Genomic DNA, 14,824 nt, shown 5'->3' on the forward strand with positions numbered 1-14,824 from the left:
TATGAAAATCAATTTCCAAAATAAACATATCGCTTTTCTTTTACTGCTAAGTTCACAGTTGACTTTGGCACAAAAAAAGGATGAAACAAAAAAGAAAGAAGAAACAATTGGAACCGAAGAAGTAAATGTGGTAAAAGCATATTTGCCTACAATCTCAGATGCTTTTAAGGTAAAAGAAATCCCTTCTTTAAATGATGATGGGAATGCTCCTAAAGAAACGATTAAATATACTATTTTTTCTTTTCCAGTAGCATCGACTTTTACGCCTTCAAAAGGAAATGCTCAAGGAGTAGATAAGGCTAAAAAAGAGCATTTATTTACTAATTATGCAACTGCAGGAGTTGGAAATTATGGTAATTTAAATGCTGAATTATTTGTTGCGCAGGAATTAGGAAACAATGATTATGTAGCAGGAATGTTTAAGCATCAATCATCACAAGGAGGAATAAAAGGAATAGATCTTAATGACAAATTTTATGATACTTCATTAGATGTGATCTATGGAGTAAAAAATAGAGATATGTCCTGGAGTATTGATTTAGGATATCAAAATCAGATTTATAATTGGTATGGGCTGCCAGTCGATTTTGGTTCAACTTTAACTCCGCAGGATCGTGGAATGCTGCTTAGTAGTATAAGTCCAAAGCATTCGTATAATGGAATTAATCTTGGAGGGAATATTGATTTCAGTGATGGGATTTTTACTAAAGCAAGTATGAAATATAGTCACTTTTCGGATGGTTTGAAATCTTCTGAAAATAGATTTTACATAAAGCCGTCTTTTAAAGTAGAGATAATGGATCAATCTATTAATACAGATGTAATTGTAGATTATGTAGGTGGAAGTTTTGAGAATAATTACGAGAAAACAAATTTACAGCCTATAAAATACGGTTTTACAAATTTTGGATTATCACCGAGTTTTGTAATGCAACAAGATGATTGGACGCTGAATTTAGGAGCTAAATTATTTTATAGTTTAGATAATGAAAATAGTAATAGTAAAATTTTAGTGTATCCAAATGTGACTGCTTCGTATAAGGTAGTTGGTGATTTAATGATTTTTTACGCTGGAGCGGAAGGGAATTTAGAGCAAAATACTTATATGGACTTTGTGGATCAAAACCCATTTTTATCTCCAACATTAAATATTAATCCAACAGATAAACAGTTTGATGTTTTTGCGGGTTTAAAAGGAAAATTAGCAAATAATGTAAGTTATAAAGTTCAGGGGTCATATGTAAACGAAAGAAATAAAGCATTGTTTAAAAGCAATAATTATACAGAAGATATAGCTAATGAGAATTATGCTTTTGGAAACTCTTTTCAAGTAGTGTATGATGATATGACAACAATGCGTTTTTATGGAGAGTTAAAAGCCGATTTTTCAGAGAATGTTTCTTTCGGAATCAACGGAACTTTTAATAGTTATAGTAATGATTACCAAAGTGAAGCTTGGAATTTGCCAACAATGAAATTAAGTACAAGTTTAGATTTTAATGTTACTAAACAATGGTATGCAGGTTTTAATTTATTTTATGTAGGAGAAAGAAAAGACGAGCAGGTAAATACTAGCTTAGGAATAGATGCAAGTCCGATTACATTAAAAAGCTATTTCGATTTAAATGCGCATGTAGGGTATAAATACAGCGAAAGATTGACTTTCTATTTAAAAGCAAATAATATTACCAATCAGGCTTACCAAAGATGGTTAAATTACCCAGTTCAAGGTTTTCAGATTATGGCTGGGGCAAACTATAAATTTGATTTTTAAGAAGACTTAACCGCAAAGATTTACGCAAGTTTTGCAAATGTTTTAGCCTTGTATTCAGGAATGAATTTATTTTATTCCTGAATACAAGGCTAAGTTTTTTTAAATATATTAATTTGCGATCTTTGCGTGAGCCTGATATACTTTGTTGTTAGAAAAAAAACTTAGTATCTCAGTGTCTAAGAAACTTAGTACTTTAAAAAAATGACTTTCAAACAAAAAATACATACTTATTATTTACAAATGGTTCAGGATCGAATAGATGTTTTTAAAGACATGATTTCGGCATTAACTGAAGATTCTAAAAATGATGCTAAAGGCTCAGCAGGAGATAAGCATGAAACAGCTTTGTCAATGATGCATATTGAACAAGAAAAACTAACTAATAAATTAAAAGAAGCGATTGCTCAAAAAGCAATTCTGGATAGAATAGATGCTGATTTTGTTTCTTCAACTATTATTATTGGAAGTTTAGTTCAGGCAAACGGTATTTATTTGTACTTGAGTGTAGCTTTACCAAAAATAACAATTGATGGAGTTAATGTTATTGCATTGTCGCCTCAATCTCCACTAGGTGCTCATTTGATGGGAAATAAAGTTGGTTTTAAATTTGAGATTAACAAAACGCATTATACGATTGAGAGTGTTTTGTAATAAAAAGGCCTATTACTCCTAAATAATATTTAGACTATTTTTGTTTTAATAATGTGATTAGATTCTGATTTAAGCTTTTAGTATTTATGCCTAAAATAGAAAAGAATTTTTTGTCAAAAGCTTCTACAGTCACAATTGCTTTTTTTGTAATTTCTCTTCCTATTTCAGTTAGTACAACAATTTTAGCTCTGGTATCTGTAATGTGTTCTTGTCTGGTAATAAGATTTTTTTGTTGTAATGTTCTTAATACAGTAGAAGTCGTCATTGGATCTATTTTAGTATGAGATGACAATATAATTTGAGTTACTTCTTGTTTATGAAGTGTAAGCCAATGTATACTTGTCATAAGCACAAATTGAGAATGAGTAATATTGTATTGTTCTAAAGCTTTTTTGATTTCGCGTTGCCAAAGATTAGTTACTTGCCACAACAAAAAACCAGAACTTTCTTCTGGTTTTTCTACACTAAAAGTATTGTCTGTTGATTTACTCATTTTTAAGTTTTTTTATTTTGAATTTGTTGTATCATTTTTATCACAAATCATTTTTGAAGTTATAAAGTTAAAATCATTTTCATTGATTTCAAAGAAACCGTATCGGAATGGATAACCCCAGTATTTTTTGTCTGAGATAAATTCAAGATTTTCAATCATTGGAATTATCGAAATTTGATTGCATTTCATGAATTCAATATTTCTTCTGAAAGGCTTAAACTCTTCTGTCATTTCAAAGGAATACGTATGATCATCAATTACTTTTCCTAGTGCGGTAAACATTTGGCACTTTTTATTTTCTTTCATTGTTATTTTAGAAGAGTATACTATAATGTAATCATCTTTTGTCATTCTTTTTAGAGGTGCTTTTTTTCCATGACAAACCTGAATAAAATTGCCTTTTATAGCCAATTCTGTATGCTCTTTTGAAATAGCAGCAATCCAGTATTTACTCATTGTTAATTTTTTTTGCATTTTTAATTTGATTTTCAATATCAGTCGGTAAATGATTAACAATTTCTTTGGCAACTAATTTTACCCATAAAAAAGATAAAATCCCTTTAACAGTCATTGTAACACAAATTTTCAGACCTTCTTCAGTCTCTTCATAAGTATGTTCTCCATACATTTTAGCAAACGGGAAAGTGGTTAAATCTGTGAATTTTTTATTTTCTAAAATCTCAATCAGTTTAATTTTTATTCTTGGGCCTCCTTTTGGTTTAAGAATAAAATAGTTTCCAACTTTAAACTCTCCTATAAGCTCGGAATGTTCAACAGTATCATCCCATTTTTTCCAATTATTAATGTCTGTTGTTAATTTCCATATTTGTTCCTTAGTTATTTCTGTTGTAATTACAGAATAAGATTTTGTCCACATAAATTTTCTTGTTTTATTTTGTAAGTGCAAATATAGTAAGCGTACTTATTATAATGTAAATAATTTTGATATAAAATAGGGATGTTTTTTTTTTTTTTTTTTTTTTTGAAAGTATTTAAGTGTTTGAAATAGTGGTGTTTATTTATGTTTCGATTTTTTTCTGTTAAAAATAGATTCTTAGCTCTTTATAGTATTTACTCTTTAGAATCTAATAATGTTTGTCTAGTTATTATAGATTTTAATTCCAAGATTTCTTTTAAAATTTGCATTTCAGCACTTTGATTAGCTTAAAAATTGAAATCTTCAAGTTTGAGGCTTTCTTCAGTGTTAAAATTTTACATTTTAGATGTAAAAACAACTATATGGTTACAGAATGAAACTAAAATAGCTATATGTGTTTTGTATTTGTAACTGTTATCGCATATTTGCCTTATCAAAATAAATAAAAATATAAAAATATATAGTTATGTGTGGAATAGTATGTGCCTTTGATCTAAAACAAAAAGCCGAAACCTTAAGACCTCAAGTATTAGAAATGTCTAAAATCATTCGCCACCGCGGACCAGATTGGAGCGGTATTTATAGCAATGATAAAGCAATCTTATCACATGAGCGTTTGGCAATTGTAGATCCGGCTTCAGGAAAACAGCCTTTGTTTACAGAAGATAAGAAATTAGTTCTGGCTGCAAATGGTGAAATATATAACCACAGAGAGTTACGTAAACAATTTGAAGGAAAATATCACTTTCAAACAGAAAGTGATTGCGAAGTTATCTTAGCACTTTATAAAGAAAAAGGACCTCATTTTTTAGATGAAATGAATGGTATTTTCGGATTTGCAATATATGATGTGGAAAAAGACGAGTATTTTATCGCTCGTGATCATATGGGGATTATTCCGTTGTATATTGGGTGGGATCAGGATGGAACTTTTTATGTAGCTTCAGAATTGAAAGCTTTAGAAGGGTATTGTACAAAAATACAGTTGTTTCCTCCAGGGCATTATATGACAAGTAAAGAAGGTGAATTTGTACAATGGTACAAAAGAGATTGGATGGAGTATGATGCTGTAAAAGATAATGAAACAAGCATTCCTGAAATTAAAAAAGCATTAGAAGCAGCAGTTCACAGACAATTAATGAGTGATGTACCTTACGGAGTTCTACTTTCAGGAGGTTTAGATTCTTCTATAACATCGGCTGTAGCCAAAAAATATGCTCAAAAACGCATAGAGTCTGATGATACAACAGATGCTTGGTACCCGCAATTACATTCTTTCTCAGTAGGATTAGAAGGTTCGCCAGATTTAGCTGCAGCTCAAATAGTAGCAAAACATATAGGAACAATTCACCACGAGATTAAATTCACGATTCAAGAAGGTTTAGATGCGGTTCGAGATGTGATTTATAACTTAGAAACTTATGATGTAACTACAGTTAGAGCATCAACTCCAATGTGGTTAATGGCAAGAGTTATTAAGTCAATGGGAATTAAAATGGTGTTGTCTGGTGAAGGAGCTGATGAGTTATTTGGAGGGTATTTATACTTTCACAAAGCACCAAATGCAAAAGAATTTCACGAAGAAAACGTTCGTAAGTTAAGTAAATTACATATGTATGATTGTTTACGTGCAAACAAAAGTTTAGCCGCTTGGGGAATTGAAGGGCGTGTGCCATTCTTGGATAAAGAATTTATGGATGTAGCTATGCGTATCAACCCACAAGATAAAATGATCAATAAAGAGCATCCTATGGAGAAATGGGTAGTTCGTAAGGCTTTTGAAGATATGTTGCCAGAAAGTGTTGCTTGGAGACAAAAAGAACAGTTTTCTGATGGAGTGGGATATAGTTGGATTGATACTTTGAAAGAAGTAGTGGCAAAAGAAGTTTCGGATGAGCAATTAGCGAATGCAAAATATAAATTCCCTTTACAGACACCAACTTCTAAAGAAGAGTATTACTATCGTTCTATTTTTACAGAACATTTTCCAAGTGATGCAGCTGCCTTATGTGTGCCTCAGGAAGCAAGTGTAGCTTGTAGTACAAAAATTGCTTTGGAGTGGGATGAAGCTTTCAAAAACATGAATGACCCTTCTGGAAGAGCAGTTGCAAGTGTTCATGATGATGCATATGTTAAAGCATAAAAGAAATAAAATTATATCAAGGAAAACGCTCTCAATTTTTTGGGAACGTTTTCTTTGTTTTTTTTAAGTAAAAACTGATAATTTAGTGGTTAAAAGAGAATTTTTAGCCATATTTGTTACAGCAAATTTTTTAAACTATTAAAAAGATATAGTTATGTGTGGAATATTAGCCATTATTGGAAAAGGAAAAGACCCGCAACTTGTAAAAGAACTTTCGAAAAGAATGTCACATCGTGGTCCAGATGAAAGTGATTTGCATATAATGGAAAAGGGGCATATTATGAGTCATGAACGTTTGTCGATTATAGATCTACATTCGGGAAAACAACCTATTCAAGGAACATCTTCTGCTTGGATGATTCATAATGGCGAAATATATAATCATCAAGAATTACGTGATGGAATTTTGAAAGCACATACTTTTAGAACAAAATCAGATTCAGAAGTAATCGTTCATTTGTACGAGGAGTTTGGTTATGATTTTTGTAATATGCTCGATGGGGATTGGGCTTTTGTTGTAATTGATGGAGATGATTTTATTGCAGGAAGAGATCCGTTGGGAGTAAAACCGCTGTATTATGGTTTGGATGAAAGAGGAAGAATTTATTTTTCGTCAGAAATGAAGCCTATTGCTGATCAATGCAAGTCATTTTCAACATTTCCTCCAGGACATTATTACACACCAAAAACTGGTTTTGTAAAATATTATCAACCTGAATATGAAGATTATTTAAAGGCTGATCAAAACTTAAATTTGGAATTAATTCGAGAAACTTTGACTGAGGCAACTCGTAAGCGTTTGATGAGTGATGTGCCAATTGGAGTGTTACTTTCAGGGGGATTGGATTCGTCTTTAACATCGGCAATCGCAGCAAGATTATTAGCAGAACGAGGAGAGAAATTACATTCGTTTTCAATTGGTTTAGATGGAGATGCGCCAGATGTAAAAGCAGCTAAAAAGGTAGCAGATTTCTTAGGAACAGAGCATCATGAAATACATTTTACAATAGAGCAAGGAATTGAAGTTCTTGATAGATTAATTTGGCATTTAGAGACTTATGATGTAACATCTGTTCGTGCAAGTACACCAATGTATTTCTTGTCTAAGGCAATTGCGGATTTAGGAATAAAAGTAGTGCTTTCGGGAGAAGGTGCAGATGAGATTTTTGGAGGCTATTTGTACTTTAGAAATGCTCCTTCTGCCGAAGAATTTCAAAAAGAAACTATCGAAAGAGTTCAGAAATTATTTACTGCCGATTTATTAAGAGCAGATAAGTCAACAATGGCTCACGGATTAGAAGCAAGAGTACCGTTTTTAGACAAAGCTTTCTTGGATGTGGCAGTTCGTATTAAACCAGAAGAAAAACAGCCTAAAACACACGAAGGAAGTGAAAAATATATATTAAGGAAAGCATTTGGTACTCCAGAAGATCCTTATTTACCAGATGAAGTGTTGTGGAGGCAAAAAGAGCAGTTCTCAGACGGAGTAGGTTATAATTGGATTGATGAGTTAATTGAATATTGTTCTTCGAATGTTACTGATGAGCAATTAGCTGGAGCAACAACAGAGTTTCCATATAACTCGCCTACTACAAAAGAAGCTTATTTTTACAGATCAATATTTCATAAATACTATCCACAGGTTAGCGCTGCGCAAACCGTTAGGAAATGGATTCCAAAATGGCAAGAAAACCAAGATCCAAGCGGAAGAGCAAATGCAGCTCACGTAAAAGCAGATACAGAAATTTCTAAATCGGGAGTTGTAGTTTAATAAAATGAGTTTCATTTTGAGTTAGAAATAATTAAGTAAGTCAATTAGCAAAATTTCAAAACAGCATTTAAAATGTTCGTTTTGGAATTTTGTTATTTATAATAGTTGGAGATTTTGTTTTTTATACTATAAAAAACGGGTTTTTTTAGTAATATGTTGATAACTTAAATGCTTTAGATGGTATTTTAACGGATATATAATTTGCGTTTTTATATATTTGCGTGTTAGACAAATATTACATTTTTTAGAATAAATTATATGAGCGAAGAAATCAAGAAGAACAATTATTCAGCAGATAGTATTCAGGCATTAGAAGGAATGGAGCATGTAAGAATGCGTCCATCGATGTATATTGGAGATGTGGGTGTTCGAGGACTGCATCATTTGGTTTATGAAGTTGTGGATAACTCTATCGATGAGGCCATGGGAGGATATTGTGATACTATTAGTGTAGCAATAAACGAAGATGGATCAGTAACTGTAGAAGATAATGGTCGTGGTATCCCAGTAGATTTACATAAAAAAGAAGGAGTTTCAGCATTAGAGGTTGTAATGACCAAAATTGGTGCTGGAGGTAAATTTGATAAAGACTCGTATAAGGTTTCTGGAGGTTTGCACGGAGTTGGGGTTTCGGTAGTAAATGCACTATCGGTTCACATGAGGTCAACCGTTTTTAAAGATGGTAAGGTTTACGAGCAAGAATACGAAAGAGGTAAAGCATTGTATCCTGTTAAGCAAATTGGTGAAACAGATAAAAGAGGTACACGTCAGACATTTTACCCAGATAATACTATTTTTACACAGACAACAGAGTTCTCTTACGACACTTTGTCGGCTCGTATGCGTGAGTTATCTTATTTGAATAAAGGGATAACAATCACATTTACAGATAAAAGAGAGGTTGATGAAAAAGGAGAATTTAAAAGTGAAGTTTTTCATTCTGATGAAGGATTAAAAGAATACATTCGTTACCTAGACGGAAACCGTGAGCCGATTATCTCGCACGTTATCTCTATGGATCATGATAAAGGAGAAATTCCTGTAGAAGTAGCTTTGATTTATAATACAAGTTATACGGAGAATATTTTTTCTTATGTAAATAATATTAATACACACGAAGGAGGTACACACCTGCAAGGTTTTAGAACTGGATTAACCAGATCGTTAAAGAAATATGCAGATGCTTCAGGAATGTTGGATAAATTAAAATTCGATATTTCAGGAGATGACTTCCGTGAGGGACTTACCGCAATTATCTCTGTAAAAGTATCTGAGCCACAATTTGAAGGGCAAACAAAAACTAAACTAGGAAATAGAGAAGTTGTTTCGCCAGTGAGTCAGGCAGTGAGTGAGATGATTGAGAATTATTTGGAAGAAAATCCAAATGATGCTAGAATTATTGTTCAAAAAGTAATTCTTGCTGCTCAGGCACGTCACGCTGCTAAGAAAGCACGTGAAATGGTACAACGTAAAACCGTAATGGGTGGAGGCGGATTGCCAGGTAAATTATCTGATTGTTCAGAGCAAGATCCTGCACGTTGCGAAGTATATCTTGTCGAGGGAGATTCGGCGGGTGGAACTGCAAAACAAGGACGTGATCGTGCATTTCAGGCAATTTTACCATTACGTGGTAAGATTTTGAATGTTGAAAAAGCAATGCACCATAAAGTATTCGAAAACGAAGAGATTCGTAATATTTTTACAGCTTTAGGAGTAACAGTTGGAACTGCTGAAGATAGTAAAGCATTAAACTTAGATAAACTTCGTTACCATAAAGTAATTATTATGTGTGATGCCGATGTCGATGGTAGCCACATTTCTACATTAATATTAACATTCTTCTTCCGTTTTATGAAAGAGCTAATAGAGGAAGGACACGTGTATATAGCTGCTCCACCTTTATATTTGGTTAAAAAAGGAAATAAAAAGAATATGCTTGGAATGATGTTCAACGTGATCAAGCTAATGAAAGAATGGGTGGAAGCGCAGGAATTCAACGTTATAAAGGTCTTGGGGAGATGAATGCTGAGCAATTGTGGGAAACTACAATGGATCCAAATTTCAGAACTTTGCGTCAAGTAAATATTGATAGTTTAGCAGAAGCAGATAGAGTTTTCTCTATGTTAATGGGGGATGAGGTTCCGCCACGTAGAGAATTTATTGAGAAGAATGCAGTTTATGCTAAAATTGATGCTTAAAAAAGTTTAATTGTTATATTTGTTTAGTTGACTGTTGCTTATATTAGCTGTTAAGTAAATTGATTGTAATAAGCAATTAATCCAATAAAAAATTAACTAATAACCGAATAAATTTTTAAAATATGAAAGTTACCATTGTAGGAGCAGGAAACGTTGGAGCCACTTGTGCTGACGTTATTTCTTATAGAGGAATTGCAAGCGAAGTAGTATTATTGGATATCAAAGAAGGTTTTGCTGAAGGTAAAGCTTTAGATATTATGCAATGTGCTACAAATACTGGTTTTAATACCAAAGTAACTGGGGTAACAAATGATTATTCTAAAACAGCTGGTAGTGATGTAGTGGTAATTACATCTGGAATTCCTAGAAAACCAGGAATGACTCGCGAAGAATTAATTGGAATCAATGCTGGAATTGTGAAAACAGTTGCTGAAAATGTATTGAAGCATTCGCCAAATACAATAATTGTAGTGGTTTCTAATCCGATGGATACAATGACTTACTTAGCGTTGAAATCTACTGGATTACCAAAAAACAGAATAATTGGTATGGGAGGAGCACTTGATAGTTCTCGTTTTAGAACCTATTTGTCTTTGGCATTAGATAAACCAGCTAATGACATTTCGGCTATGGTAATTGGAGGTCATGGAGATACAACTATGATTCCATTGACACGTTTAGCTTCGTATAATGGTATTCCTGTAACAGAATTTCTTTCAGAAGAAGTTTTGCAAAAAGTAGCAGCTGATACTATGGTAGGAGGAGCTACACTTACTGGGCTTTTAGGTACATCTGCTTGGTACGCACCAGGAGCTTCAGTAGCGTATTTGGTTGACAGTATTTTAAATGATCAAAAGAAAATGATAGCATGTTCTGTTTTTGTTGAAGGCGAATACGGGCAAAATGATATTTGTATTGGTGTGCCATGTATTATTGGTAAAAACGGTGTTGAGGAAATCTTAGACATCAAATTGAATGACCAAGAAAAAGCATTATTTGCTAAAAGCGCAGATGCAGTTAGAGGAATGAATGACGCTTTAAAGTCGATTTTAGTATAAGATTTACGAGTAAATAGGAGAAGACTGCACTTTTGCAGTCTTTTTTTTGAGATTAATTAATAAATAAATTGGTTAATCTTTTCGTTAATTATATATTTGCTCGGTTTAAAAAAATGATGCAATTTATGATTTCGTCATTCTAAATATGAAAACTTGCTCAACGGCTTGATATTGTATGATTTAAAACAAAACAAACTATAAAACATAATTAATTTTTAGTAATAATGCAGAATAAAGGACTTATTAAATTTTTCGCAATTCTATTTGCATTGGTAAGTATTTACCAACTTTCCTTCACTTTTGTCGCTGATAAGGTAAAAAGTGATGCGAAATCTTTCGCAGGAAATGATCCTGATAAAGAAATTAAATATTTGGATTCTATTGGTAAAGAAAAAGTTTTCAATTTAGGATTTACTAGTTTTACTTTTAATGAAGTAAAAGACAAGCAAATCAATAAAGGTCTTGACTTAGAAGGTGGAATAAATGTTATTCTTCAGATTTCTGTAAAAGATGTTTTGAAAGGATTGGCTAATAATTCTAAAAATCCAGTTTTTAATAAGTCATTAGCGGATGCAACTGCAAATCAAAAAGGAAATCAAACGTATTTAGATGCGTTTTTTGAAGCATTTGAAGCAAATTCTAATGGAACAGTAAGATTAGCTTCTCCAGACATCTTTGCTAACAGAAGTTTGCAAGGTGAAGGTGGGATTGATTTCCAAATGAGTGATGCTCAAGTTAAAAAAGTAATCAAAAGAAAAGTTGATGAGTCTGTAGATAGTGCTTTTGGAGTACTAAGAAAACGTATCGATAAATTTGGTGTTACACAACCAAATATTCAAAAAATTGGAGAAACAGGAAGAATTCTTGTTGAACTTCCAGGTGCAAAAGATGTTGATAGAATCAAGAAATTATTACAAAGTACTGCTCAATTAGAGTTTTGGGAAACATACAAAATTGAGGAAATGGGTAATTTCTTAGTGGCTGCAAATGAAGCCTTGAAGAAAACCGAAATCAATAAAGTTGAAACTAAAGCTGTAGTTAAAGATTCATTGAATGATTTACTTACAGGTGGTAAAGATTCACTTGCTACTAAAAAAGGAAACAATCCTTTATTTGATAAAATTATAGGTCAAGGTGGTGGGCCAGTTTTAGGTCTTTTCTCACCAAAAGATACTGCTGTTGTAAACAGTTATTTAAAAAGATCTGACATCAGAGTATTGTTGGCTCCAGATCAACATTACGCAAAATTTGTTTGGGGAAAACCAACAGATGTTAAAGATGCAAAAGGAAAAGAAATTGAAGCAGTTGAATTATATGCTTTAAAAGGAAATAGAGATAACGTTGCTGCAATGAGTGGTGGTGTTGTAACTGATGCTAAAGATACTTTTGACCAAATGGGTAAGCCAGCTGTATCTATGCAAATGAACAGCCAAGGAGCTAGAGCTTGGGAAGAATTAACAGGAAGAGCATATACTCAAAAAAGCAATATAGCTATTGTTCTTGATGATATCGTATATTCTGCTCCAGGAGTTTCTAGTGGTCCAATTTCAGGAGGAAGATCTGAGATTTCAGGTGTGTTTGATGTTACAGAAACTAAAGATTTAGCAAACGTATTAAGAGCTGGTAAATTACCTGCTGCTGCTGATATCGTTCAGTCAGAAGTTGTAGGACCATCCTTAGGTCAAGAAGCTATTGATAATGGAACAACTTCTGCTATCGTAGGTTTACTTTTAGTATCTCTTTGGATGATGATTTATTATGGTAAAGCTGGTTGGTATGCTAATCTTGCATTGGCAGTTAACTTACTTTTCTTATTTGGTATTTTAGCAAGTTTAGGAGCGGTTCTTACATTGCCAGGTATTGCTGGTATCGTGTTGACAATGGGAACAGCAGTAGATGCGAATATCATTATATATGAAAGAGCAAAAGAAGAATTGAGAGCAGGTAAAACACTTGACGAAGCAATTAAAACTTCATATAGCTGGAGAGGTGCAATGTCATCTATTACAGATGCAAACGTTACGCATATTTTAACTGGAGCTGTATTGTTTATATTCGGTTCAGGGCCAATTAAAGGTTTTGCTACTACTTTGTTAATTGGTATTATTACCTCTTTATTTACTTCTATCTTTATTGCTAGAATATTTATTGACAGAAATATTAGCAGAAAGAATGATTTAACATTCGTGACTAATTTCTCTAAAAACATGTTTAATAACTTCCATTTCGATTTCTTAGGAGTTAAAAAATGGACGTACTTATTCTCAAGTGTTGTTGTTGTTGTTAGTATTGCATCATTATGCATAAACGGATTAGATCAAGGTGTAGATTTCGTTGGAGGAAGAACATTCCAAATTCGTTTTGAGAAACCTGTTCAAGCAGAAGTTGTTAAGGATGAGTTGGCTGTGGTTTTTGGTAGTGCTGAAGCAAAAGTTTTTGGTAAAGACAACCAATTAAAAATTACAACTAAATATAAAGTTGAAGAGCACGGTATTAAAGCTGACGAAGAAGTAAATAAATTATTGTTTGATAATTTGAAAAAATATTATTCTGATGGTTTAACTTATGATAAATTCGTTAATGCTTATGAAGGTAAAAAATTAGGTATCGTACAAGCTTCAAAAGTAGGTCCAGCAGTTGCTGAAGATATTAAAACAAATGCATATTGGGCTGTACTTGGAGCAATGGCAATTGTATTCTTGTACTTAATGATTAGTTTTAGAAAATGGCAATTTAGTTTAGGTGCGATTGCAGCTATTGCTCACGACGTTATTTTTGTATTAGGTATTTATTCGTTATGTTATAAATTCATGCCGTTTGGTATGGAAGTAGATCAGCACTTTATTGCTGCGATCCTTACTGTAATTGGATACTCAATGAATGATACAGTAATTGTATTTGACAGAGTTCGTGAATTTTTAGCAGGAAAAACAAAAGGTTCTTTTGAGCAGATTGTAAATGACTCTATTAATACAACAATGTCTAGAACAATTAATACTTCATTAACGATGATCGTGGTATTATTGATCATGTTTATTTTTGGTGGGGAATCAATTAGAGGGTTTATCTTCGCTATGTTGGTTGGTATTATTGTAGGAACATATTCTTCTTTGTTTATTGCAACTCCAGTGTTAGTAGATTCTATCTCTGCAGCTGACAAGATCTCAATCGAAGAAAGACATAAAAATGCGGAATAATACTTCTGTTATTATTTAAGGAAAAAGGATTCAATGAAAATTGAATCCTTTTTTTTATGCAAAAATTTTAGCTATTAAGTTTCATTAAGCTTTGAACTCAATTTTCTTCAATCCATTGAATCTGTGGTAAAAAAATAAATATTAACTGAGTTTCATTAATAAGAGAAACTTAAATTTCTTCATCTCTTAATGGTTAGAGAAAATAAAACATAATGTTTTTAGTTTGAACGATTAAGAGATTAAGTTTCATTAAGCTTTGAACTCAATTTTCTTCAATCCATTCAATCTGTGGTGAAAAAATAAATATTAACCGAGTTTCATTAATAAGGGAAGCTTAAATTTCTTCATCTCTTAATGGTTAGAGGAAATAAAACATAATGTTTTAATTTACAGTCACAGTCGTATTTTGCGGTAAATAGTGAGCAGTTTTTGATTGTCAGTCACAGTTTTCAGTCTTAATAACAAGTTGGTGGTTTGCGGTAAAAAACGATCCATTTAGGTGTTTTTAATCTCTCAGTGAGCGGTCCGTAATTCACAGTAAATAGAGAGTAGTATCGGTTGTCTGTCGCGGAGAGAAGTAGCGATTGGTTAAGAATTTCTGTTTACGGTACTCGGCGAGTATTAAATAGTAAACTTTTATTGCGAACTTTGCATTGTTATAT

General features: G+C 32.5%; 9 protein-coding genes and 1 pseudogene. 7 read left to right on the forward strand and 3 right to left on the reverse strand.

From position 1 onward, the window contains the following. Position 1: 1 nt before the first annotated feature. Together EAG11_RS01805 and EAG11_RS01810 are read left to right on the forward strand one after the other, a co-directional pair. Positions 2-1,774, forward strand: a complete 1,773-nt coding sequence (locus tag EAG11_RS01805; protein ID WP_129537617.1) for a TonB-dependent receptor — start codon at positions 2-4, stop codon at positions 1,772-1,774. Positions 1,775-1,975: 201 nt separating this feature from the next. Continuing rightward, positions 1,976-2,425, forward strand: coding sequence for a hypothetical protein (locus tag EAG11_RS01810; protein WP_129537618.1), 450 nt, complete (start codon positions 1,976-1,978; stop codon positions 2,423-2,425). A gap of 34 nt (positions 2,426-2,459) precedes the next feature. Here the strand turns inward: EAG11_RS01810 and EAG11_RS01815 are convergent, their stop codons facing one another. The 3 genes from EAG11_RS01815 to EAG11_RS01825 are packed head-to-tail and all read right to left on the reverse strand — an operon-like array spanning position 2,460 to position 3,795. Further along, positions 2,460-2,918 carry a MarR family winged helix-turn-helix transcriptional regulator gene (locus tag EAG11_RS01815; protein ID WP_129537619.1) on the reverse strand — a complete coding sequence of 153 codons (459 nt, stop codon included), beginning with the start codon at positions 2,916-2,918 and terminating at the stop codon, positions 2,460-2,462. A 12-nt stretch (positions 2,919-2,930) separates the two neighbouring features. Continuing rightward, positions 2,931-3,392, reverse strand: a complete 462-nt coding sequence (locus EAG11_RS01820; protein WP_129537620.1) for an EVE domain-containing protein — start codon at positions 3,390-3,392, stop codon at positions 2,931-2,933. Further along, a complete protein-coding gene (locus tag EAG11_RS01825) occupies positions 3,367-3,795 on the reverse strand; it encodes an SRPBCC family protein (protein ID WP_129537621.1) in 429 nt (142 codons plus the stop codon). The genes EAG11_RS01820 and EAG11_RS01825 overlap by 26 nt, the downstream gene beginning before the upstream one ends. A 466-nt stretch (positions 3,796-4,261) precedes the next feature. On the opposite strand from EAG11_RS01825, the gene asnB (EAG11_RS01830) reads away from it, so the two are divergent. From asnB (EAG11_RS01830) to secDF, 5 genes and pseudogenes are all read left to right on the forward strand, one after another. Then, entirely contained in the window at positions 4,262-5,938 is a 1,677-nt protein-coding gene (asnB, locus tag EAG11_RS01830; protein WP_129537622.1) for an asparagine synthase B, read from the forward strand. Between the two features lie 154 nt (positions 5,939-6,092). Then, a complete protein-coding gene (gene asnB, locus EAG11_RS01835) occupies positions 6,093-7,709 on the forward strand; it encodes an asparagine synthase B (RefSeq protein WP_129537623.1) in 1,617 nt (538 codons plus the stop codon). 258 nt (positions 7,710-7,967) lie between these two features. Next, positions 7,968-9,907: pseudogene (gene gyrB / locus EAG11_RS01840) on the forward strand (DNA topoisomerase (ATP-hydrolyzing) subunit B). A 122-nt stretch (positions 9,908-10,029) separates the two neighbouring features. Beyond that, on the forward strand, positions 10,030-10,965 hold the full coding sequence (mdh, locus tag EAG11_RS01845; protein ID WP_129537624.1) for a malate dehydrogenase: 936 nt from the start codon (positions 10,030-10,032) through the stop codon (positions 10,963-10,965). Positions 10,966-11,189: 224 nt separating this feature from the next. Further along, a complete protein-coding gene (gene secDF / locus EAG11_RS01850) occupies positions 11,190-14,162 on the forward strand; it encodes a protein translocase subunit SecDF (RefSeq protein WP_129537625.1) in 2,973 nt (990 codons plus the stop codon). Positions 14,163-14,824: the final 662 nt, after the last annotated feature.

Source organism: Flavobacterium sp. 140616W15, from assembly GCF_003668995.1.
Classification (GTDB): Bacteria; Bacteroidota; Bacteroidia; order Flavobacteriales; family Flavobacteriaceae; genus Flavobacterium.

Bases quoted from the DNA above. Each gene is read 5' to 3' on its own strand.
- EAG11_RS01805 (WP_129537617.1), top strand. From the start codon at position 2: ATGAAAATCAATTTCCAAAATAAACATATCGCTTTTCTTTTACTGCTA.
- EAG11_RS01810 (WP_129537618.1), top strand. From the start codon at position 1,976: ATGACTTTCAAACAAAAAATACATACTTATTATTTACAAATGGTTCAG.
- EAG11_RS01815 (WP_129537619.1), bottom strand. From the start codon at position 2,918: ATGAGTAAATCAACAGACAATACTTTTAGTGTAGAAAAACCAGAAGAA.
- EAG11_RS01820 (WP_129537620.1), bottom strand. From the start codon at position 3,392: ATGCAAAAAAAATTAACAATGAGTAAATACTGGATTGCTGCTATTTCA.
- EAG11_RS01825 (WP_129537621.1), bottom strand. From the start codon at position 3,795: ATGTGGACAAAATCTTATTCTGTAATTACAACAGAAATAACTAAGGAA.
- asnB (WP_129537622.1), top strand. From the start codon at position 4,262: ATGTGTGGAATAGTATGTGCCTTTGATCTAAAACAAAAAGCCGAAACC.
- asnB (WP_129537623.1), top strand. From the start codon at position 6,093: ATGTGTGGAATATTAGCCATTATTGGAAAAGGAAAAGACCCGCAACTT.
- mdh (WP_129537624.1), top strand. From the start codon at position 10,030: ATGAAAGTTACCATTGTAGGAGCAGGAAACGTTGGAGCCACTTGTGCT.
- secDF (WP_129537625.1), top strand. From the start codon at position 11,190: ATGCAGAATAAAGGACTTATTAAATTTTTCGCAATTCTATTTGCATTG.